Origin of the sequence: Nonomuraea longispora (assembly GCF_004348345.1) — a bacterium.
GTDB lineage: Bacteria > Actinomycetota > Actinomycetes > Streptosporangiales > Streptosporangiaceae > Nonomuraea > Nonomuraea longispora.
In genome coordinates this window covers 1-22,247 of sequence record NZ_SMJZ01000156.1, presented here as the reverse complement: position 1 = coordinate 22,247, position 22,247 = coordinate 1, and the positions used below count along the sequence as shown (strand labels likewise).

Here is a 22,247-nt window from a genome sequence, read left to right as displayed (position 1 = left end):
CGTGATGGTCGTGTTCGCAGGTCAGAATGGCGCTGACCGCACCGCCGCAGTCACGGTGCCGGACCTGGACGGGCGGACCGTCCGGACCGGTCGTCCAGCGATCGCCCCACTGCATGAGAGCGATGAGCGCGGGCAGCAACTCGAGACCCTTTTCGGTCAGTTGATACTCGTAGCGGACGCGTTGCCCGGGTTCCTGATAGGCGACGCGTTCGAGAACCCCATGGGCTACGAGCTTGGCCAACCGCTCGCTGAGCAGATTTCGGGCGCATCCGAGGGCTTGATGAAAGTCGCCGAACCGGCTGAGCCCGAAGAACGCCTCACGCAGCACGAGCAAGGACCACCGTTCGCCCACGATCTCGAGCGTGCCTTTGATGGAACAGTTCTCGGCGCTGTAGCGGAGTCGGGTCTCGACGGAGTCCATGCCTCAGGATAGCTGGGTTGACAAGCACTACTCAGACATGGAAGCTGAGTATCTTTATTAAACTCAGATCTGCGGAGGTCCAACGATGCCCCAGCTCGATGCCTATATCCCGGCCGGTGCCCTGACCCCCGACGCCGAACACGGCCTGATCGCCCGACTTACCGACCTGCTCATCCGCCACGAGGGCGCCGACCCCGCCAACGAGATCGTCCGCTCCATCGCCTGGGTGTTCGTGCACCGCCCCGAATCCGTCTACGTCGGAGGGCGGCCCTCGGCGGCGCCGCGCTACCGGTTCATCGCCTCCGTCCCCGAGGGGCAGTTCAACGCCGAGCGTCGCCAGGCGATCGTCGCCGACATCACCGAGGCCGTGCTCGACGCCGAGCAGGGCGCCCATCCGCGTGACCCGATGCGCGTCTGGGTATTCACCCCCGAGGTGCCCGACGGCACTTGGGGCGGCGCGGGTAACATCGTCACCTTGGCCGACATCGCTGGCCTGGCTCTCGGCGACACGCAGAAGGGCCGCGAATACGCCGAGCGCGTCTTCGCCGAACGGCGCGGTGAGCCGGTTGCCGCCACCACCTGATCGGATGAAAACCTCTCGCACATGACCGTGGCGCCCTTCCCTACAGCGGTCGAGTCCGGCGACGCCCAAGGGCGTGCCTGCCATGCGGGATGAGGGGATGCGCGGGGCGCACTACGCCTTCGGCGTCGGCATGGTGCACGGCGTCCGCGCAGGGGCGGCCGGGCGACGTCGCCGATCCGGGCGCGATCGCGCCTACGCTCGACCGCTGGGCCATCGATGTGGCGAGCGGCAGGGTGGACGAGCGTCGCATCGACGACCGGGCTCAGGGCTCCCGCGTGAATGACGCGTTCGCCTCGCGCCCGCACCGCTACGGCTACTCCACGGTGAGTGCTGCTCGGGTTCAAGGAGTTCGTCACAACACTGCTGTTCAGCAGCAAGTTTAGATGATCGCTGTGAAAGGACCGAGTCGGCCAGGCCGGCCCGGGTCGCCGCGGCCATCTTCAGCGCGTCGGCGACCAGGTCGGTGCGCATGTGGTCGGCGATCGACCAGCCCACCACCCGGCGGCTGAAACAGCCAGCACGGTTGCCATCTGCAGCCTTTCCTCTTCTGCATCCCTGGCGGGGGAGATCGGCTGCCAGGTGAGTGCCCTACGGCCGTGGGCACCCGCCGCAGTGGCCGGAGGCCCGGCAGCAGCTCTTGGAGGGGATCTGCTGCCGGACGCCTGTGATGGTGGGCGGCGGCCCCGTGCTCTATCGCGGCTCGGACGCCGTGATCCCCGTGGACGTGTATGGGGCTACCCGCGCCGACACCTGCCCGGGCACGTGGATCACCGACCAGAACGCGGCCCCGACCCAGGCGCGTGAAGCGCGGGCCGGAGTCGCTTGGGTTTGTCGTCAGCCGGCGTTGTGCGGCGGGGCGGCGCTGCCGGTGTAGAGCGGCAGCCCGTTGCGGTCCACCTCGAGGTGGGCCGGGTGGTTCATCATCTCCTCGTAGCCTTCGAGGTTCTCGATGACGGAGATGGAGCCGTATGCGTAGTCCCCGCCGAAGTCGGGGCCGACGACGTGCGACTTGATGGCCGGGATGGCGCGGGCGGCCTCGCGCATGCTTTCCAGAGCGGCCTGCCGGTCCGATTCCGAGACGCCGGGCTTGGGGGTGAAACGGATGCAATGGTAGATCATCGAAACGTTCCTTTCTGCTGGTGTCCGTCCGGGGTGTCACGCCGGGCGGAACGCGGGGGCGAAGTCGCGGGCGAAGTCGGAGATGTCGCGCGCGGGGCGTCCGGTGAGATCGGGGACGGACGTGTGCACATCGGCGGCCTCGCCCCTGGCGTAGTGGGCGTAGTCCTCGACCAGGCCCTCGAGCTGCCAAGGCGGAAGAATCCCGGTCAGTGCGGCGGTGAACTGGTCGGCGGGTGCGTCGTGGAAGGTGATGTCCCGACCGGTGGCCACGGAGAGCGCGTGGGCGATCTGGTTGTGGGTCACGGCGCGGGGACCTGTCAGGGTGTAGATCTGGCCGGTGTGCCCCGTGCCGGTCAGGACGACCGCGGCCGTATCCGCGATGTCCCTGGTGTCGATCGCGCTGACGGCGGCGTCGGCGATGGGCGCGGCGAACCAACCCTGTGCGATGGTGCCGGCGAAGCCGAGCAGCGCCTGCAGGTAGAGGTTGGGGCGCAGCACGGTGTGGTCGAGGCCGAGCCGCTGGAGGTGTGCTTCGACTTCGGCGTGCCAGCGCAGGAACCGCACCGGTGAGTCGGCGCGTGCCGCGTACTGGGAGAGCAGCACGAGCCGGTTCAGGCCGACGTCGCGGGCGGAATCGGCGAACTGGATCTGGAGGGCGGCGGCGTCGGGCGCGGAGGGGCTGTTGAGGAACGCCGCGTCGACGCCTTTCAACGCGGCGGCGACCGATGCCTGGTCCCGCAGGTCGGCGACGACGTTCTGGACGCCGGGGAGGGCGCGGTCGGGGTTTCGGATCATGGCGCGGACGGTGACGCCACGGGCCTGCAGGGCGGGAATCAAGGCGGATCCCACGGTTCCGGTCGCGCCGGTGACGAGGACGGTGGGGCTTTTCATCACGGTGTTCCTTCCTGTGGTTTCGCCGGGGCCCGTTCCTCGGCGGGGGTGGTCCCGGGGCAGCGCGTCCCCGCGGAGGCGGGGGCCGGCCGGGTCTTGGCGGTGAAGAAGAGCGACAGCCCGAGGGCGATGAGGATGAGCGCGGCCTGCCCCAGGAACGCGGTCGTGAACGCGATGTCCTCCCCGGCTCCCGCGGCGCCGATGGCGATCCCGGCCAGGGCGGCGAGCCCGACCGCGCCGCCCAGCTGCTGTGCGGCGTTGACCAGTCCGCTGAGCAGCCCCGATTCGCCTTCGGCGCTGTCGCGCACCGCCATCGCGGTGGCGTTGACGGCGCCGAGCCCGAGGCCGGCGCCGATCAGCACGAACGCGCCCAGCAGAGTGAGGGAGAAGCCGCCGGCCGTCCGGTCCAGCGCCAGCCACACGAAGCCGGCGAGCAGCACGACGAGGGCGACCGGCAGCGCGCGGGCCAACCCGATGCGCTTGGCCAGCGGCGGCGCGGCGGCACTGCCCACGATGATCATGAAGGCGATGGGGAGCTGGGTCATCCCGGCCGTCAGCGGGCTCATCCCGAGTACCTCCTGCTGGTACTGCGGCAGGAAGAAGAACAGGCTCGTCAGCGTGCCGCCGATCAGCAGCACCACCACGTTCGCCAGGACCACCGGCCTTCTGCGGAAGACGCCGAGGGGGACCAGCGGGTGCGCGGAGCGTTGCTCGACCTTCACGAACGCGGCCATGGCGACGAGCCCGACCGCGAGACCGGTGACGGTGCCGGGCGTGTCCCATCCGGCCTCGGAGGCCGAGACCATGCCCAGCGCGAGGGCGGAGATCGCGATGGTGATGGTGATGGCGCCGGCCAGGTCGAACCGGCCGGGCCTGCCCGGCGCCGGCGGTGCCGAGCGCCACACGACGATCGCCCCGATGACGCCGAACGGCACCGGGGTCACGAACACGGCCTGCCAGCCGAGCATCCCGGTCAGCGTTCCGCCGAGGAAGACGCCGACGAGGCTGCCGGCGCCCGCGACGGCGCCCCAGACGCCCATCGCACGCGTGCGTTCCGCGGACGAGGAGTACAGAGCGAGGACGAGCGAGAGCGCGGCCGGTATCACGACCGCGGCCCCGATTCCCTGCCCGATCCGGCCGGCGATCAGCATGGCGCCGCTGGTGGCCAGCGCGCACCAGGCCGAGGCCGCGAGGTAGACGGCCATCCCGGCCAGGAACACCTTCCGGCCGCCGAGCACGTCGGCAAGACGGCCGCCGAGCAGCAGCAGACCGGCGAACGCCACCAGGTAGCAGTCCACCACGATCGTGAGCTCGGCGGCAGTGAGCGCCAGTCCCTCGCGGATCGTCGGCCCGGCGAGGTTGACCATGGCGGCGTCCAGGATGACCAGGAACATGGCCGTCGCCACGCCGGCCATCGCCACTCCACGCGGCGCCTTCGGGTGGCCGTCCGCCCTGGGGCGCGTTACTCCGTTGCCCATCACTCGGTCTCCTTCGTTCAGAGCGCTGCTCTTGATTGTTATAGGCTCTAACACAACGGAGCATGTATCACGATCGCGTGCTATGTCAAGGTGTGCTCTAAGTGCTAGCGTTGCGGAGGCTCATTCGTGGACGAGGAGTGGAGGTCCGTGATGGCCACAGGACAGCGCCGGAGCTCGATGCGGGAGCGCTTCCGCGAGCAGGTGCGGGAGGACGTCAAGGCCGTCGCCCTCGAGCAGTTGGCCGAGGGCGGGGCCCAGACGATCTCGCTCAACGCCATCGCCAAGCGGCTCGGGGTCTCCGGCCCCGCCCTGTACCGCTACTACGCCAATCGCGACGAGTTGCTCAACGAACTAGTGATCGACGCCTACCACGACCTGCGCGACGCGCTGGCCAGCGCGTCCGCCGGCAGCGCCCGCGTCCGCCGCCCCGAGCAGCGGATGCGCGAGTTGGCCCACGCCTACCGCCAATGGGCACGCGAGCATCCGCACCGTTACGAGCTGCTGTTCAGGCCACCGTTCCCCGGCTACGACGCGCACGCCGAGCCGATCGCCGAGGCCGCCTCGACACTCATGCTTCCCGTACTCGACGTCCTGGACGGCAACGAAGACGATGACGTCCAGTACGTCGTGCGCGTGTGGTCACGCATGCACGGCATCGTCAGCCTCGAACTGGGCGGCGCCTACACCGCGATGGACATCGACGCCGACGCGCTGTACGCCGATGAGATACAAACGATCATTGAGCGCTACCACCGCGAGCCTGAGGCTCCGGATGGGGTGGATGTGGTGGTCAACCACGGAGAGGTGCGTGGCAGGGGCGGACCTGGTGATTCCCAAGGGTGATGTTCCCGGGGCTCTTGCACGAGGGCTCAGTGTGTTCATTTTCGGGCGCGGAGTCTGAAAGCGGCGGTTCTGGCTCACGTGGCCAGGGCATCGCGTCCGGCCAGAGGACTGCGGTCTGCCACCTCGTACATGTGGCGAACACACGGTGTTGGAGCCCGCAACCCTATGCGCGTCTCAGAGTGCGTCACTCGAAGTGCAACTCCAAGGACACTATGTTCCGATGCCAACCAGAAGGTCGAGCGACTTCGCCACCCCAGGCCTGGTGCGGACGATGAGGGATCGCCTGCGGCGAAGGACAGCAGGGGTGTTTCAGGGGCAGGTCGTCGCGGTGGGCAGCACCGCCATCACGCGGGCAGCGAAGCGCCATGGCCGGCGGTCTCCTCCTGGCGTCCGGACGTCCCGCGCTGGTCTCATTCGCGGCCGGGCTCCTGTTCGCGGGTGGCCGGTGGGATGCCGCGGACGATCGTCTCGGCGGCGTGGCGTAGCCACGTGCCGCCCTCCGAGGCGGGGGAGGGGCGGGCGAGGGCGGCGAACAGCACGCCGTCGAGCTGTGCCACCAGCATGCGTGCCGCGTTCTCGGGGTCGGGCACCCCTGCCGCCCGCAAGCCATCGGTGGCCATGCGGAGGAAGCGTTCGGCGGCGGCGTCGAGTTCGGTACGGAGCAGGGCGCCGGCGGCGGCGTCGAGGTACAGCGCCATTCTGGCGCGGGTGCGTGTCCTGGCCGGGCCGAGCCAGTGTTCGAGCAGGCCGGTCAGAGTGGCGGCGACCTGTTCTCTGCTGCTCCACGCGCTGGGCGGCAGCCGGACTAGCGAGGCTTCGTCGAGTTCCAGCATGCGCCCCAGCACCGCGTCGAGCAGCGCGCGCCGGGTGCGGAAACAACTGCTGGTGCTTCCCGGCGGCAGTGCGGCCCGGGCGTCGGCGGCGCGATGGGTCAGGGCGCGCATGCCGTGTTCGGCGATGACGTCGATGGCGGCGTCGGCCGCTCGTTGCGCGCGTGTTCTCATCGGTGCCGCTCCACGGTGACCGGCACCCCGTTGAGCACCGCCGTGCCGCTGACCTGGTCGAGATGGGCTGGGTCGGTGAGGGCGTTGACGTTGGCGCCGGGCACCTGGCGGGCGACCGGCAGCCGTACGCCGGGCAGGTCGTGGCCGTAGCCGTGCGGCAGGCTGACCGTGCCGGGCATGAGATCGTGGCCGGTGCCGAGATGGACGGTCAGTTCCCCCGTGGGTGAGGTCACGGTGACGAGGTCGCCGTCGGCCAGTTCGCGTGCGGCCATGTCTGCGGGATGCATCAGCAGGTGGTGGCGTGGCTTGCCCTTCACCAGCCGGGCGGAGTTGTGCATCCAGGAGTTGTTGCTCCGCAGGTGCCGACGGCCGATCAGCAGCAGGCCGCCTGGCGGCTCCAGCAGTTCGGCGGCGGCCGCTCGTACGGCCGCGATCAGGGACGGGGGAGCGGCCGGCACGCGCTTGCGCGGCGTCTGCAGCCGCCGGGGCAGGCTGGGCCGCAGCGGGCCCAGGTCCAGCCCATGCGGGTGGCGGCGCAGCCTGGCCAGGGACAGACGGTAGGGGCCGGTACGCAGGCCCAGGTCCACGATGCGCTCCGGCCGCATCCGCAGCATGAGAGCGGCCTGCCACGGCCGGGGCCGGATCAGTCGCCCGTACCTGCGGCCCAGCTCGCGGAAGATCTCCCATTCGTGGCGGGCGCCGGGCTGTCGCGGGAAGACGGCCGGCACGTACCGGGCGGTGTCGCGGACGGCGAGCAGGTGGAAGATCAGGTCGTAGTGGTCGCGTTCGAGGGGTTCGGTCGGCGGCAGGATCACGTCGGCGTGGCGCGTGGTCTCGTTGACGTAGAAATCGACGCTGGCCATGAATTCCAGCCCGGCCAGGGCCTCGTCCAGCGCGGGCCCGGCGGGCGTGGACAGCACAGGGTTGCCCGCCACCGTGAGCAGGCCGCGTACCTGGCCGGGCCCCGGCGTGCGGATCTCCTCGGTGAGCACCGCGACGGGCAGTTCGCCACCGAACTCGGGCAGGGCGCGCACCCGGCTGCGCCACCGGCCCTGACGGCCCGGGTCGATCTGTCTGGTCCTGATCGGATCGACGGCCGGCCGGGTGAACAACGTGCCGCCCGGCCGGTCGAGGTTGCCCGTGACGATGTTCAGCAACTGCACGCCCCACTGACACAGCGTGCCGAACCGCTGCGTGGACACCCCCATCCGGCCGTAACAGGCGGCGGACGGGGCGGTGGCGAATCCTCTGGCCACCCGGCGGACGGTGCCGGGCTCGACCCCGCAGACGGCCTCCACCCGTTCGGGGGTGAAGGGTGTGAGGACATGGCGGACTTCGTCGAGGCCGTCCACGTACGCGGCCGGCCGCGCCAGTCCCTCCTCCAGGATGACCCGTACCATGCCCAGAATCAGCGCCGCGTCGGTGCCTGGCCGGACGAAGTGGTGCTCGCCGCCGAGCCTGGCGGTCTCGGTCCTGCGCGGGTCGAACAGCACCATCGTGCCCCCGCGCGCCAGCAGTGCCCGGATCCTGCGCCCCATGCCCGGCGCCGACATCAGGCTGCCGTTGGACACGGCCGGGTTCGCGCCGAAGACGAGAAAATAGTCGGTGCGATCGAGGTCGGGGATCGGCAGCAGCCACTGGTTGCCGTAGAGCAGCCGCGCCACCACCTGATGCGGAAGCTGGTCGACCGAGCTCGCCGAGAACCGGTTGCGCGTGCCGAGCAGGCTCGCGAACGCCGGCGCGTGCGTCATCGCGCCCAGGCTGTGCGTGACGGGGTTGCCCAGGTAGAGCGCGACCGAGTCCGCGCCGTGCCGTCGTCTGAGCCGCGCGAGTCCGTCCGCGACCAGGTCGAACGCCTCCTCCCACGAGATCTCCCGCCAGCCGTCCGCGGTCCGCCGCACGGGGGCGCGCAGGCGGTCGGGGTCCTCCCGGAGGTCGGCCAGAGCCAGCGCCTTGGGGCAGAGGTGCCCGGCCGACAGGACGTCGTCCTCATCGCCCCGGATGTCGACGACCCGGTCGCCGGAGGTGGTGATACGCAGGCCGCACATCGCCTCGCACAACGTGCACCTGCCGAGCCTGATGGTCTCCTCCATGCTACATTTGTAGCAGCAATCCGCTACAGGTGTAGCAACCGCCCTCGGTGAGTGGAGACGGTCGCTCCAGATGAGCACGGCCACGGAGCCGGATTTTCGTTGGCAGTGCATGTGCACGGCCGCGCAACCGCGCGGGGGCCGCCCACTGCGCGGCGGCCCGGCGGAGGCCGAGATCTGCGGAACGCCTCCGCATCGGTGGATCACTTGGTCGGTCCGGCCGTCCGGCGCCCCGGAACGCGTCTTCTACGGGGTGCTCGGGCGCGGCCTGCTGGACGGCGAGCTCATCCGGGCCGCGAAGGCGTTCGCGGCGCGACAGCCACAGCAGTGGGCCAAGGGGTTCGCGGACCAGCTGGGATGGTCAGCGGTTGCCGGCGGCGGTGAGGTCGGGCTCGGTGGACAGCATTTCGTCGGCGTCGCCGTCGAGGAGCCGTGCGGGACGGGCACAGGTGTCGGCCGGCGTATTCTGTCGCCGAGTTTCCGGCTGCCCGTGAGGGGACCGCGATGCTCCACCAGCGGTCCGTATGACGGCTGTCAGCACGGCTCCGGACGACGTCGGGGCTCGGCGGTGCGCGTGATGGATGCGAGCAGCGTCAGCTTTTCGGCACTACCGGTGCCCGGGTCCGGGTGGAGGATGACGAGCGTCTGACCTGGCGCGCCGCTGACCCCCAGTCTCTCCCGGTTCAGCCACAGCTCACCGACCTGGGGATGGTCGAGGTGCTTGGGTGCGCCTTCGCACGTGTTGACGTCGTGGCGGGCCCAGAGTCCGCTGAAGCGAGGGCTGAGGAGGGAGAGCTCGCCGACGAGCTCGATGAACCGGGGGTCGTCGGTGTCGGTACCGACGGACTTGCGGAAGCCGGCGACCATCCCCTGCACGGCGTCCTCCCAGTCCGGGAACAGGGCCTGCTCGGCGGGGTCGAGGAACACGTCCCGCAGGCGGTTGCGCCCGGCCACGAGTCGCGGTGACAGAGCGGCCGCCGGTGCGTTGGCGGCCAGGACGTCGAAGTAGCGGCCCTCCACGTACGCGGGCAGATCGAGCGTGCCGACGAGCTTGGCGACGCCCGCGGGAACGGACTCCTTCTTGGGCCGCCGCCGTCGCCGCCGGGGTTCCCCCGCCCCGAGACGGAGCAGGTAGGCCGTCGCGTCGTCATCGAGCCGCAGCACGCGGGCGAGGGACTCGAGGACCTGCGCGGAGGGGTTGCGGTCGCGGCCCTGCTCCAAGCGCAGGTAGTAGTCGGCGCTGATACCGGCGAGCATCGCGACCTCCTCCCGGCGCAGGCCCGGCACCCGGCGTACGCCCACTGAGGAGATGCCGGCCTGTTCAGGAGTGACGAGCTCCCGGCGGGCGCGTACGTAATCGCCCAGCAGGTTGGATTCGTCGCTCATGCCCCCACGGTAATGCGCATGCCTTCGTGCGTGCCTGGTCCCCTCGCCCCCAGGATCGCGGGGATCCTGGCTCCGCCGGCGGGCAAACGGAAGCCTCACCTTCTGACGAAGGCGGCGACACAGGAAGGAGCTACGCCATGTCTACATATTTGCTGGTACACGGGGCCTGGCACAGCGGGCGATGCTGGGAGCGGGTGGTCCCGCTGCTGGCCGTGGCCGGGCACCGGGTGCTCGCGCCGTCGCTGACCGGCTACGGCGACAAGGCGCATCTGCTCGGCCCCGGGGTGGGGCTGGACACACACGTCGACGACGTCGTCGAGCTGATCACCGAGCAGGACCTCACCGACGTGATCCTGGTGGGCCACAGCTACGCCGGGCTGGTCATCTCCTCCGCCGCCAACCGGATCCCGGATCGGATCTCCCATCTGGTCTATCTCGACGCGATGGTCCCAGAGGACGGCGAGAACGCGGTGGACGTGCAGCCGGTGACCCAGTCCCTCATCGACCGCGCCGCGGAGTCCGCGGCGCCCTGGCGGATCCCCCCGATGCCCGAGTTGCCGCCGCCCCTGGGCCTGTTCGGGGTGAGCGACCCGGCGGACGTGGCGTGGCTGCGGGCGATGTTGTCGGACCAGCCGGTGCTCTGCCTCCAGCAGCCGGTTCGGCTGGACGACCCCGCCGTGCGTACGATCGCGCGGACGCACATTCACTGCGTGGCCGGCGTGCCGGAGGGCATCGAGCGGCGGCCCGTCCCGGCGATGCAGCCCAACGGCAGCCCGGCGCAGGTGTGGGAGCTGGAGACGGGCCACGACTGCATGATCACCATGCCGGCCGAGCTCACCGATCTGCTGCTCAAGCTCGGCTGACGAAGGCCCGGAGCGCCTGCGTGAGCCGGGACGAGAACGGCAGGGGATCGCCGTAGCGGTTCGTGGTCCGGCTCGGATCCTCCTTGAGTACGTGGCTGACCCCGGTCAGACGGACGAGGTCGGTGTCGGCCGGGGCCTTCTCCAGCCCGGCGGCCAGGTGTTCGACATCGTCGCAGCTGACCTGGATGTCGGCGTCGCTGCAACTCAGCAGCACCGGGGTGCGCGCCTTGAGGCCGGCGGCCAGCTCGGGCGGGTTCAGGCGGTCGGCCTCGGACAGGAACTTCGCGTTCGCCGGGGACAGCAGGTTCGACAGCCCGCCGGGCAGGTCGGCCGGGACCGTTCCGTCGGCACGCAGCGACGCGACCGCCTTCGCCATGGCATCCTCGATCTCGGTCGCCTGCGCCTTGGTGATCAGTCCCGCCTGCAGCTGGGCTCTGATCTGGGCGGTGACCTGAGCGCTGATGACGTCGAGGTACCTGCGGCTCAGCGGTTCGAGCAGTCCGAGGCTGTGCACGGGCGTGGTCGCCTTCGTGGCGAGCAGAAGGGCGAAGAGCGCTCCCTCGCTGTGCCCGATGACCGTGAGCCGCCGTTCGTCAACGCCGGGCCGCCTGGCCAGGAAGCTCAGCGCCGCTGTGGCTTCCCGTTCGAACACGCCGACACCGACGTCGGCGGCCTTGGACGCGTACGGCCCCAACCCCGTCTTGCCGCTGCCCAGCTTGTCGTAGCGCAGACTTGCCACGCCCTCGACGGAAAGAAGCTCGGCCATCGTTTTCAGGGTGTCCATCCCGCCGAGTCGAGGGGCGTTGCCGTCGCGGTCGGTGGGGCCGCTGCCCGCGATCAGCAGCACCGCCGGGACGGGTTTCCCTTGGCGTGCCGGATGGCGCCAGGTGCCGTGCACGGTCATTCCGTTGACGGGGAAGCTCACCTCCTCCTCGATGAAGCGGGTGCCCGAGGGGGAGGCGGCGGACGCGGGAACAGGGCTCGTGGAATCGGCGGGCGTGGCGGCCGTTCCGCATCCGGTCATCGCGAGAGCGAACGCGCACAGGCACGCGCCCAGGCGCGATGAATGGTTGTTCTGTGCATGCGTGAGTGCACGTCTGACCATGGCAGTGTCATTCCGTTTCTTACGTCTTCAGAGGAGAAGGTCACAGAGTGCTGGGTGGTGTGAGGTAGAACCCGGAGACCTTGCCGTCGCGGTCGTAGGAGACGCGGGCGGCCAGGTCGCCCGCTTCGAAGGACAGGGGGACGTTCACCACGGTGTGATCGCCTGCCTGATGGACCGCTGGTTCCCCCATGCCTTCGTATCCGCCTACCGTGCCGATCACCTGCGCCCAGACGGCGGCCAGGCGGGCCGGGCCGAGGTCGGCGGCCATCGTTTCGTCGAAATCGCGGCACGCGTCCTCCCAGCGGGTCTCGATGAGGTCCGCGATCAGGGCGGCCGCACGGTCGGAGGCGTCGGGCATGATCTTCTCGGTCATGGGTGTCCCCGTTCTCGGGTCGAGTGGCCGGCTGAATCGCTGGAACGCCGCCTGCCGGCTGGAGCCCAGCACGTCGCCGATCTCCTGCCAGGTGTGCCCCGCCGTGCGTGCCCTGGCGACCTCGGCCCGCATGGCGTGATCGACGAGACGCGCGAGATCACGGACGGCTGCCACCGCGTCCAGCGGGGTGGACGTGGTGCTCAACTGCTCCATCAGACGCCGCGCGGCTTCCTCCAGGCCCGTTGCCGCCGGTGTTTCCGTTGCCTCGTAAATATGCCCTTGACGAGGCAACGGTGTCAAGTTTTCTTTTACGTGCTCCCGGCGGTCTCGTGTACGCCGCGCCGCGCTGCGGCAGGTCGAGTCGCAGTACTCACGTTTCCTTCCCTGGCCTGACCTGGGTTGGAGTGCCTTTCCGCAGTGTCGGCAGGCCTGGGTGTCGTGCGCTTCCATGCCGATGCTCCCTGATATCGTGCCACCGTCATTGGCACGTAATGCTACGGGAGAACAGCACGGAATACACCTGGCGACCTCGTCCGGGCGTCCGATCCGGCCGGCGCGGTACGTCAGCGCCCGGGTTGCGGGCTCAGGCCCGTCACCGCGAGCCGGAACAGCCGCTCCGCTTTGGCGGCGGGATCGGGATGGTGCTCGGCACGGCGCAGCAGCGGATCGCCCGCCTCCTCCATCATCGCCGAGCAGGTGTTCTCGTACACCGAGCCGGACCCGGCCCCCTCGTACGACAGGTCCGCCGCGAGCCCTTGATCGAATCCCGCGAGAGGCTGCCGACGATGTGAGTCATGGTGCTCCGTTCGTGGTCAAGGGTCATGGCACGCGCGGCCGGTGGTGTGCCGGTGTCTTCGGCCGCTCCGGTGACGACGATGGGGCGGTCGCCTGCCGGGGCACTCATCGGGGCACTCATCGGGGCGGGCCGACGATGATCTGGCCGTGGGCGTCGGCCGCGGCGGCCAGTACGTCCTTGGAGAGCTCGGAGTTCTCGGGTCTCGGCGTGGACAGGTCGCGTCCGCCTTGCCGGAACATGTCCTCGATGCCGGCAGGTGTGGCGATCAGCAGCAGGTCGGCGCGCTCGGAGGTGACGCGGTAGCCGTGCGGGATGTTGCGGGGCAGGTAGACGATGCCGCCCTCGGACAGTTCCAGCTCCTCCTCGCCGACCCAGAGCCGGGCGGTGCCCTTGATCAGCATGAGGACTTCGTCTTCACGGGTGTGCAGGTGGAACGGCGGAGCCTCGCCCTTGGGCGCGTCGAACCGCCCGACGGTGAGCTGCCCGCCGGTGGCGGCGGCGTCCAGCAGGACGGAGAAGGTGCTCCCGTCCAGCCATTCCAGCTGCTGTTGCTGCTCGGGCTGGGCCAGGTACGGAATGCTCATGGGTTCTCCCTCAGGTCAGGAAGGCGGTCAGGCGCCGGGCGAGGTCGTCGGGGCGTTCGTCGGGAACGAAGTGGCCGCTGTCCTCGATGACCGCCGAGGTCAGATGCGGTGCGATCGGGCGCAGGGCCTCGGCCAGCCGGGCGCCCGCGTTGTGCTCGCCGCCGACGGTCAGCACCGGCATCGGCAGGCCGCCCCCGCCCTCCGCCCAGGCCCGGTTCGCCCGCGCGTCCTCAAGCAGGGTGCGGTAGTGGCCGAAGCCCGCGCGCAGATCGGGCGCGATGACCCGGTATCCGTGCTGGGCGAGGATCGGCATGACGTGCCACCAGGCCCGCCAGGTCTGGGGCCAGCCGTGCAGCAGGAGCACCGGTGCGCCCGAGCCGCCGATCACCGCGTGCAGGGTGATGCCGTTGGCGGTGACGGCGGTGTGCTCGAACCCGTCGGGCGCCTGGCCGTACGGCGCGCTCATGATGCCGCCGTGTCGTCGGGTGTGAACGGGACCATCGTGGTTCCTCTCGCCGTGGGTGGGGCGTCGCGCCCGGCCTGGAGCAATCGTGTGGCTAGCCACACGAACTGTACGCACAGATTTACGTGGCTGGCAACATAAGTTAGGGTTCGGGTGGCCGCCGCAGCTCCGAGGAGATCAACGCCGTGACGAACACGAAGCCACCACACGCTGCCCGCGCCGGACGCCTGAGCTTCGCCGTCTTCGCGCTGGCGCGGGCCCACCGGGCGACGGCCGCGGCCATGCTCCGTGCCCTCGGCCTGCATCCCGGCCAGGAGTTGCTCCTGATGCAGCTGTTCGAAAGGGACGGCCAGACGCAGTCCGAGTTGCTGGACAGCGTCGGGCTGGACCACTCCACCGTGTCGAAGTCACTGCGCCGGATGCAGGAAGCCGGCCTCGTCACCCGCCGGCCCAACGAGGACGACCGGCGGGTGCTCAACGTCTGGCTCACCGACGGCGGCCGGGCGATGCGTGAACCCATCGAGGCCATGTGGGCCACCCTGGAGGAGGTGTCCACTCGAGACCTGGACGAAGAGGCGATCGCCTCATTCATCGCCACCGCTCGCACGATCGAGAGATCGGTCGGCCACCACGGCCGGAAGGAGGCCTCGCGGGAAACGCGGGGCACCACCTGAACGGAGCCGGCTCCGCGCTACGGCGTCAAGGCTCACCGTGTGACCCCCGAACAGGACGCGGCAGGTCCCTTACCGGAACGCCGGCGACCGTCGATGAACCATGACATGCGGCGGACAACGCGCGCACATCCTGGACCGACCCTGGTGCGTGATGAAAGAGCCACGCACGATCCCATCCCGGGACGCTCGTCGGGCCGCTCGCCCCCCGCCGGGAAACTGCGCTGGCAGAAGCTCGGCTCCGGCCGCCTCGCGGCACGCGAGGCCGAGGTGGTGGACGTGTGGGTCGCCCGGCGAGACGATCGCGCGGGCGGCTCTCGACCACGCCGCCCTACGGGTGCCCTGGCCGTCACTCGGCGTCGTCGTCCTCATCGCCGCCCCCGGGTCCGACCGGCGGATCAAGCGCACCATCCCTCGAAACGGCCGGCGGGAGACGGATACGAGCTGCGCGCCGGCCCAGATGTGGGCACGATCGCCGGGCCTGAGGCAGACGGTCGCGACGATCGGGCCCACCACCACATCCGTCGTCAGGTCAGAGGACGCCAGGGGCCGTGCGGGTTGCCCGGCTCCTGGTTGCGGGTCCACCACGCGGCCTCGTACCGCTGCCCGCGGTGCTCCACCACGTCACCGGCCTCGAAGACACGGGTCGGTGTCCAGACGGCGGTGCCGTCGCCGGTCGCGGCGATCTCCTGCCACGGCCCGTTCGGGTCGCCCGGCTCCTGGTCGCGGGTCCACCACGCCGCCCGCCAGACGGCGCCGCGGTAGGTCACCTCGTGGCCCGCCGTGTACACGGTCGCGGCGTCCCACGCGGGCTGCGCCGGCGATCCCTCCACGGTGAAGGTGCTGACGGCGCTGCGGGTCACGTGCCCCGCGGCGTCGCGCAGCTCGACGTACCACTCGTAGGAGCCGCCGCCCCCGAGGTCGTCCAGCACCACCGAGACCTGCTCGGCGCCGACCGCCGTCCGCACGTCTCCGACCTGCTGCCGGGCGCCGGCCGCGAAGGTGAGCGACTCGGCCGTGAGAGTGCGCGTCGTGCTGCCGCCCAGGTCGATCTCCAGGGCGAAGTTCTCCGTGTCCGCGCCGTGGAAACCGGGGATCGCGCCCTTGGGAACCTCGTGGTGCCAGTTCCCGTCGGACGTCGCCCTGCCCAGCAGGGGCGACCAGGTGTTGAAGTACATCAGGTCGTTCTCGGCGTCGACGCTGATGTGCTTGAGGTACTCCTGCCCGCCGTAGACCCGCGACTGATAGTCGGTCAGTACGCCGTACGCACGGTTGCCGCCCGCCGTCTCCCGGGAGGCGACGCCGGTGCCCGCGATGTGGCCGCCCAGCACCAGTTCGACGTTCGGGTACGGATCGACCAGTTCCCTGGTGACGTTGTCGTTCGACCAGCCGTTGACGCCCTGGTTCACCGAGTTGTGGTTGGCGAGGATCACCGCGTGGTCGGGGTGATCCTCGATCACCTTCTTCGCCCAGGCCAGTCCGGGGTCGCCGGCGTTGTCCGCGGAGAAGAAGCCGACGGTGAGCAGCAGGAGCTTCGCCCCCTCGATCTCGGCCGTGTAGTAGTAGTTGTCGATGTCGTCGCTGCCCCCGAACCGCCAGGGGCTGCCTTCGAGACTCTTCTCGAACCGCTCCATCGGGAAATACTTCGGCAGCATGACCCGGCCGTTGCGCGCGTCGGAGTAGTCGTGGTTGCCCCACGAGATCATGTAAGGCAGGTCCGCGTCCTCCAGGGCTCGCGCCGACGGCTCGGCGTTCACCCACTGGTACTCCTGCGACAGGTACTCCCGGTTGACCCAGTCGCCCGCCTGCAGCACCAGCTTGGTCTTGCGCTTGTCCGCGACGTCGGCGACGTACCGGAACTGGTGCGTCATGAGATCGGGCGTCGCCTGCGCGTAGAGCTGGGAGTCCGGCACGTGGTCGAACGCCCAGTCGTACCGGTCGGCGGTGGGCGGCGCCTCGATGTCGTCGCCCTCCTGTCCCGGCAGCGTGGTCAGGCCGCGCCAGACCAGCAGGTGCAGCTTCCCGCCGGCGACGGCGTTCTCGCCGGCGCGGGCGGTCACGTCCAACTGGACGGCGGCGCCCGACGGGTCAGAACCGGAGTCCTTCATGAGCCAGCGGCCGGCCGCGTGGTCGTACACGTGGGCCGAGACGGTGCGCTCGTCCCCTGAGCCCGTCCAGGTCAGGTGGAACTCCTGCTGCTCCGTCTGCTCGCCGGTCAGCGAGATCTCATAGATCTGGTACGGGTTCTCGTTCGTGCCCACCGTCTTCGGCAGCAGTTTCCCGCTGACGGTGCCGCTGCCGGGGGTCAGCGCGTCGGGCAACCGGTCAGGGGTGGTCCCGCTGCGCACCACGACGTTCGACTCGTCGAGCGGGACGGCCGGGCCGGCGTAGAACCTGGCCTCGACCCGTTCGCGGTCCTTGGTCCGCGGCGTCGCGCTCAGCGTGACGCCGGTGTCCGGCCCGGAGGCCGAGGAGGCGTCGTCGCTCACCTTCGGCGCGGCGGGCGCCACGGTGTCCTTGACCGTGAGCGGCACCTCGACCGGCTTGGCCACGTCGCCGGCCTTGCCTCCCGGACCTTCGGTGGCGCTCACCGTGAGCGTCTGCTCGCCGGTGGCGTTCACGGGCACGCGGACGGTGAACGGCCCGGCGTCGACCTGCTCGGTGTGCACCTGCTCGCCGGCGACCCGCGCGGTGAGCACCGCGCGCCGGCTGACCGTGCCGGTCACCTCGACCAGGCCGGCTTCCAGCGTGCCGCCCGGTCGCGGGGTTCCGACCATCAGGGTCAGGCGCTCGTCCGCCCGCTCGACCCGCTCGCCGAAGCTCACGGCGTCGCCGAACAGGTTCGCGTACCGGAATGCCTCGAAGGCGGGCGTGAACGCCACGCCCGCGATCTGCACCTCGTCGACCACGCCCCGGAACGGCGACCTGAGGCTGCCGTCGTTCGTGTAGTAGTCGCCGACCGTCGTCTGCACGGCCGGGTCGGAGAACGTGCTGCGGTACTCGACCATCTGGCTGTGCACCTCGCGGCCGTCGACGAACACCGAGTACGTCATGCCGTCGTAGGTCTGGGTGACCAGGTGCGGCCTGCCGTCGGCGGCGAAGCCGAACCGGTGGGTCAGGTCGGCGTCGGCGAACTCGAAGCTGTTGCCCGCCAGGCGCGTGCCGACCTGGCCATCCTCCGGCCGGATGCCCTGCCAGAAGGTGTGCCGCCCGTCGCCGGTCGCGCTCTCCTTCGCGACCACGGGCGCCGCCGAGCCCAGCGCGGCCAGGTCCTCCTCGGTGAGCGCGTACACGCCGCTGATCGTGATGCGGTCGTACCCGCCGCCGACGTCGCCCGGGTACTGCAGGCGCGAACCCGCGAACCGCGTCTGGCCGGTGCCCCGCTCCGAGACGGCGGTGGTCAGGCCGTCGCCCACCACGAGCCCGGCCTGCCGGCCCGTGGAGTCGGTGCGGCGCTCGCCGCTCGCGGTGTCTCCGCCGAAGTGCTCGACCAGGGAGTACGCCTCGCCCCACACGGCCGTGGGGTCGTTGCCGGGTGCCTTGCCGCCGAAGTAGGCCCACACCTGCCGCGCCGACCTGGCGGGCAGGCTCGGCATCCGGACCCACACCGTCGAGGTCTTTCCCGGCTGCCAGGTCTCCACCTCGAACGGCACGGGCGCGCCGTCGGCGGCGAAGAAGGCGAGCTCGTCCCGCCCGACGTCGGGCGCCGACGGGATGCGGAGCTGCACCGGCGTGCCCGTGAAGTCCGACGCGGTGTCGTTGCGCACGGTGACGGCCTGGCGGGCGGTCGCGTCCGGATCGGCCCAGGCCACGGTCTTGCCGTCCGTGGACACCAGGCCGCCCAGCTCGCGCAGCCGCCGCTCGGCGGCCTCCAGGCGCGGCAGCCCGGTCAGGGCGCCGCGCTGCGCCTCGGTGAGCGCGTCGACGGCGTCGCGTGCCGCGCCCACCGCCTTGGCGTCCTCCAGCGTGACGTCGCCGGCGTCGGGCAGCTCGGCGATCCTGGCGGCGACAGGGGAGATCGCGCGGTCGATGCCGAAGCCCTCGAAAAGGCGCGGCACGCCCCGGTCGCGGATGTCGTAGACGTTCACCGTGAGGCGGTCGGCGGTGACGGTCACGGCCGTGAAGTTCTCGCCCGCCTGCTCACCGGTACGGTCGAACAACCGCAGGTACGGCTCCAGGTCCACCCCCTGCGGGTCGGTGGCCTGCGTGTAGTGCTTGGCGCCGGCGGTGTTCGGCAGGAAGTAGATGCTGCCCTCGGGATCGACCGCGTACTCGATGCGCTTGCCGTTGCGGACCTCGGTGATCCTGGTGGTCTTGACCGGGCGGGCGCCCTCCACCCCCTCCGGGTCGGCGGCCAGCACCTTGGACCGGCTCATCACGTGGTCGTGGCCCTGCAGCACCAGGTCGATGTCGAGCTCGTCGATCACCGGCACGAGGGTGCGGCGCATCGCCATGACGTCCTCGTCGTCCAGGTGGTTCGCCGTCGTGTAGGTGCCCTTGTGCATGGCCAGGACCAGCCACCGGGCGCCCGCGGCGCGCGCGGCCTGGGCGTCGGCCCGCAGCCAGTCGAGCTGCTCCTTGGAGATGCCCTCGGCGCCGCCCTCGTTGGTGTTGAGCACCATGAAGTGCGCCCGGTTGTAGGTGTAGGAGTAGTACACGCCGTCGCCCCGGTCCTGGTCCTGCGGGCCCTCCAACGTGAAGTGGTCGGCGAACGCGTTCGCGGCCGCGTCGTGGTTGCCCGACGCCGGCGCGAGCGTCGTGCTCAGCAGGCTCGGCCGGGCGGAGTCGAGCAGGTCCTTCCAGTCCTGCTCACGGCCGCCGTCCTCGACCACGTCGCCGTTGTGCATGACGAACTCCGCGTCCGGCACGTGCTTGAGCGCCTTGGCGATGGTCTGCGCCGAGAGCTGCGCCTCGGCCAGGTTCTGCGACTGCGTGTCGGTCAGGTCGACGAACGTGAAGTCCTCGTCCCCGCCGTCCGCCGTGACGAACGTGCCGGTGGCGCTCCACACCTGCTCGGCCGCGTCGCCCACGCGGTAGTAGTAGGTGGTGCCCGGCCGCAGGTCACGGGCGACGGCGCGGTAGAAGGTCTCCCCGTCCTCGCTCTCCTCGCGCTCCGCCTCGACCGTCACCGTGGCCGAGCCCTCGGGGAACTCGCGGTCGGTGCTCAGCACGGCGACGGCGCTGCCCGTGTCCAGCGTCGAGTACCAGGTGAAGGCGCGCCGCGTGCCCGGGTCGCCGTGGAAGGTGGTGGTGATCCGGTTCGGCGCCTCGTCCGAGGAGACGTACTTCGGCACGGGATGGCCGAGCTCGGCGTCCCAGCTCCACTGGCCGGCGAAGTCCCAGCCGAGGGCGGTGTAGGTGGCCTGACGGGCGAGCGTGTCGGCCGTCGAGTCGGTTCCGTGCTGGTTCCTGGTGCCGGGCCCGGAGACCGTGCGGCCGCCGATGGTGATCTCGCTGCTCGCGAGGTTGTCCTGCGCGGCCCAGCCGTCGTACCCGGTGTAGCCGACGATCCGGCCGGCGAACCCGTCGATCCTGCCCGTGTAGGCGATCGTGCCGGACAGCGCGACGTTGCCGGTGAACACGCTGCCCGCGCCCGGGTTGCCCGGGTAGGCCACGACGTACGCGGCGTCGATGCCGCGGGTGCCGTTCGCGCCGCCGTCGGCCGCCACCGTGAGGTCCGCGTCGACGAGGTTGTCGCGGACCGTCACGCCGTTGTTCGTGTACGACACGAGGCCCGCCGGCATCCGCTGCGCGCTGATCGTGGCGCGCACCCAGTTGCCGGTGACGGAGCCGCCGCGCAGCTCGGCCACCAGGCCCGCCACCTTCTCGGCGCCGGTGGCCTTCAGGTCGGCGTCGCGCACGGTGTTGCCCGTCAGGGTCGCGTCGGTGGCGACGACGGCGAGCCCGGCCACGAACCCGGCGCGTGTGCCGCCGTCGGCCTTGACGCCCGCCAGGGTGAGCCCGCGGATGGTGCCGCCGTCGAGCCGCCGTACGAGGCCGAGCCGGTCGGCCTCGCCACCGGCGCTCTCCTGCGGGGCGTAGACCAGGCCGCTGACCGTGTGCCCGGCGCCGTCCAGCACGCCCTCGAAGCGGTTGATGCCGCCGAACGGCTCGCGCCCGGCGAAGTCGAGGTCGGCGGTCAGGACGAAGTTCCGCTCGCCGGTGTAGCGCGCGTTGCCCGCGTTGAGCTGGGCGGTGAGCAGCTCCAGGTCCTCGGCGGAGCCGATCTCGTACGGCTGCTCCGGGGTGCCGCTGCCGAACAGCCCCGGGGTGTAGCGCGGCACCGGGTGGCCCAGCGCGTCGTCCCAGCGCCAGGCGTTGACGAAGTCCCAGCCCAGGCCCTCGTACGTCGCCTGCTGGGCGAGCTGCTCGTCCGTGGCGTCCGTGCCGTGCTGGTTCTTGGTGCCGGGCCCGGTGACCGGGTCGCCGCCGATGGTGATCGCGGCGTTGGCCAGGTTGTTCTCGGCCGTCCAGCCGTCGTAGCCGGTGTAGCCGATGACGCGGCCGACGAACCCGTCGATCTTGCCCTCATAAGCGATCGAGCCGGACAGCGCGACGTTGCCGGCGAACGTGGAACCGTTGGGCGTGCCCGGGTAGCCGGCGATGAGCCCCGCGTCGTTGCCGCGCGTGCCGTCGTCCCCGCCCGGGACGACCATTGTCAGGTCGGCCGCCACCAGATTGTTCCGGACCTGGGAGTCCTGGTTGACGTAGGCGGCGATGCCGGCGGGCATCTCGCCCGCGCTCAGTGAGCCGGTCACGAGGTTGTCCTCGGCGGTCCCGTTGTGCAGCTCGGCGACGATGCCGCCCACCTTCTCGGCGCTGTTCGCCGTGAGCTGCGCGCCGGTCACGGCGTTGCCCGTCAGGGTGGCGTCGGTGGCCACGACGGCGACGGCGCCGATCCAGCCGCCGGTGCTCGTCCCGGCGTCGGCCCGCACACCGGCGAGGGTGAGGTTCCTGACCGTGCCGCCGTCCAGCCGGCGGACCAGGCCCAGGCGATCGGCCTCGCGGTCCGCGGACGCCTCCCGTACGAACCGGATGTCGCTGATCGTGTGACCCGCGCCCTCCAACATGCCCGTGAAGGAGTTGATGCCGCCGAACTCGCCGCCGCCGAAGTCGATGTCGGCGGTCAGCCGGTAGGCCGCGCCGCCGTGACCGCGCGGGTCCCCGTTGATCGCGGCGGCGACGGTGCGCAGGTCGTCGGCCGAGTCGATCTGGTACGGGTCGCGGGGCGTGCCGGCGCCGTCGATCCCGGGCAGCGGCTGCGCCGCGTGGGCGGTGGGCGCTCCCGCTCCGAGGGCGAAGGCCAGCACGACGGCGAGCACGACGGCGAGCACGGTGGTGATGCCGAGGGTGTGGGTGCGTAACAGGACGTGGGAAGGCATGCGGCGAGTCCATCGATCTTCGATGAAGGACTTCCGGCCCGACGGTGAAGCCATGATGAACATCATGATCGGGGGTGTGGTGACCAGCCAGGCCCCTTGCGGGCCCTGTGCGGGGGCCGGTGATCGCCGGTGCCGTCGTGGACCTCTGCTCCACCGCCGTGACCCTGTCTCTTATAGACATCGGACGCTGCCGCC

At 70.8% G+C, this 22,247-nt stretch carries 17 protein-coding genes and 1 pseudogene; 4 read left to right on the top strand and 14 right to left on the bottom strand.

The genetic code is table 11. From position 1 onward, the window contains the following. The coding region (locus E1267_RS31680) for a winged helix-turn-helix transcriptional regulator (protein WP_132337918.1) at window positions 1–421 on the bottom strand (421 nt) is incomplete at its 3' end. 85 nt (window positions 422–506) lie between these two features. On the opposite strand from E1267_RS31680, the gene E1267_RS31675 reads away from it, so the two are divergent. Next, entirely contained in the window at window positions 507–1,004 is a 498-nt protein-coding gene (locus tag E1267_RS31675) for a tautomerase family protein (protein ID WP_132337916.1), read from the top strand. 369 nt (window positions 1,005–1,373) lie between these two features. On the opposite strand, the pseudogene E1267_RS46725 reads toward E1267_RS31675, so the two are convergent. From E1267_RS46725 to E1267_RS31660, 4 genes and pseudogenes are all read right to left on the bottom strand, one after another. Continuing rightward, window positions 1,374–1,511, bottom strand: a pseudogene (locus E1267_RS46725) (IS3-like element ISRhosp1 family transposase); the annotation flags it as partial. 327 nt (window positions 1,512–1,838) lie between these two features. Further along, a complete protein-coding gene (locus tag E1267_RS31670; protein WP_132337914.1) occupies window positions 1,839–2,123 on the bottom strand; it encodes a Dabb family protein in 285 nt (94 codons plus the stop codon). Window positions 2,124–2,159: 36 nt separating this feature from the next. Then, window positions 2,160–3,014 carry an NmrA family NAD(P)-binding protein gene (locus E1267_RS31665; protein ID WP_132337912.1) on the bottom strand — a complete coding sequence of 285 codons (855 nt, stop codon included), beginning with the start codon at window positions 3,012–3,014 and terminating at the stop codon, window positions 2,160–2,162. Continuing rightward, entirely contained in the window at window positions 3,014–4,492 is a 1,479-nt protein-coding gene (locus tag E1267_RS31660) for an MFS transporter (protein WP_220449770.1), read from the bottom strand. The genes E1267_RS31665 and E1267_RS31660 overlap by 1 nt, the downstream gene beginning before the upstream one ends. A 150-nt stretch (window positions 4,493–4,642) precedes the next feature. Between E1267_RS31660 and E1267_RS31655 the strand changes: the two genes are divergently transcribed. Further along, complete coding sequence (locus tag E1267_RS31655) at window positions 4,643–5,335, top strand: TetR/AcrR family transcriptional regulator (RefSeq protein ID WP_132337910.1); 693 nt, start codon at window positions 4,643–4,645, stop codon at window positions 5,333–5,335. Window positions 5,336–5,745: 410 nt separating this feature from the next. Here the strand turns inward: E1267_RS31655 and E1267_RS31650 are convergent, their stop codons facing one another. The 3 genes from E1267_RS31650 to E1267_RS31640 all read right to left on the bottom strand — a co-directional run bounded on the left by E1267_RS31650 (window position 5,746) and on the right by E1267_RS31640 (window position 9,815). Then, window positions 5,746–6,339 carry a TetR/AcrR family transcriptional regulator gene (locus E1267_RS31650; RefSeq protein WP_132337908.1) on the bottom strand — a complete coding sequence of 198 codons (594 nt, stop codon included), beginning with the start codon at window positions 6,337–6,339 and terminating at the stop codon, window positions 5,746–5,748. Then, window positions 6,336–8,432 (bottom strand): molybdopterin-dependent oxidoreductase, encoded by a 2,097-nt coding sequence (locus E1267_RS31645; protein WP_132337906.1) that lies wholly within the window; start codon window positions 8,430–8,432, stop codon window positions 6,336–6,338. The genes E1267_RS31650 and E1267_RS31645 overlap by 4 nt, the downstream gene beginning before the upstream one ends. A 531-nt stretch (window positions 8,433–8,963) precedes the next feature. After that, window positions 8,964–9,815, bottom strand: a complete 852-nt coding sequence (locus E1267_RS31640; RefSeq protein ID WP_132337904.1) for a helix-turn-helix domain-containing protein — start codon at window positions 9,813–9,815, stop codon at window positions 8,964–8,966. Window positions 9,816–9,952: 137 nt separating this feature from the next. On the opposite strand from E1267_RS31640, the gene E1267_RS31635 reads away from it, so the two are divergent. Next, a complete protein-coding gene (locus E1267_RS31635; RefSeq protein ID WP_132337902.1) occupies window positions 9,953–10,678 on the top strand; it encodes an alpha/beta fold hydrolase in 726 nt (241 codons plus the stop codon). Here the strand turns inward: E1267_RS31635 and E1267_RS31630 are convergent. From E1267_RS31630 to E1267_RS31610, 5 genes are all read right to left on the bottom strand, one after another. Then, entirely contained in the window at window positions 10,665–11,702 is a 1,038-nt protein-coding gene (locus E1267_RS31630; RefSeq protein ID WP_220449769.1) for an alpha/beta hydrolase family protein, read from the bottom strand. The genes E1267_RS31635 and E1267_RS31630 overlap by 14 nt on opposite strands. Window positions 11,703–11,823: 121 nt before the next feature. Beyond that, window positions 11,824–12,360 carry a DUF3887 domain-containing protein gene (locus E1267_RS31625; protein ID WP_165959905.1) on the bottom strand — a complete coding sequence of 179 codons (537 nt, stop codon included), beginning with the start codon at window positions 12,358–12,360 and terminating at the stop codon, window positions 11,824–11,826. 359 nt (window positions 12,361–12,719) lie between these two features. Continuing rightward, window positions 12,720–12,866 carry a hypothetical protein gene (locus E1267_RS31620; protein WP_220449768.1) on the bottom strand — a complete coding sequence of 49 codons (147 nt, stop codon included), beginning with the start codon at window positions 12,864–12,866 and terminating at the stop codon, window positions 12,720–12,722. Between the two features lie 202 nt (window positions 12,867–13,068). Continuing rightward, window positions 13,069–13,536 carry a cupin domain-containing protein gene (locus tag E1267_RS31615; RefSeq protein WP_132337898.1) on the bottom strand — a complete coding sequence of 156 codons (468 nt, stop codon included), beginning with the start codon at window positions 13,534–13,536 and terminating at the stop codon, window positions 13,069–13,071. A 10-nt stretch (window positions 13,537–13,546) separates the two neighbouring features. After that, window positions 13,547–14,002, bottom strand: a complete 456-nt coding sequence (locus E1267_RS31610) for an alpha/beta fold hydrolase (protein ID WP_132337896.1) — start codon at window positions 14,000–14,002, stop codon at window positions 13,547–13,549. A gap of 182 nt (window positions 14,003–14,184) precedes the next feature. On the opposite strand from E1267_RS31610, the gene E1267_RS31605 reads away from it, so the two are divergent. Then, window positions 14,185–14,673: a MarR family winged helix-turn-helix transcriptional regulator gene (locus E1267_RS31605; RefSeq protein WP_246064382.1), complete on the top strand. Its 489-nt coding sequence runs from the start codon at window positions 14,185–14,187 to the stop codon at window positions 14,671–14,673. Between the two features lie 524 nt (window positions 14,674–15,197). Here the strand turns inward: E1267_RS31605 and E1267_RS31600 are convergent. Continuing rightward, complete coding sequence (locus E1267_RS31600) at window positions 15,198–22,052, bottom strand: metallophosphoesterase (RefSeq protein ID WP_132337894.1); 6,855 nt, start codon at window positions 22,050–22,052, stop codon at window positions 15,198–15,200. Between the last annotated feature and the right edge of the window lie 195 nt (window positions 22,053–22,247).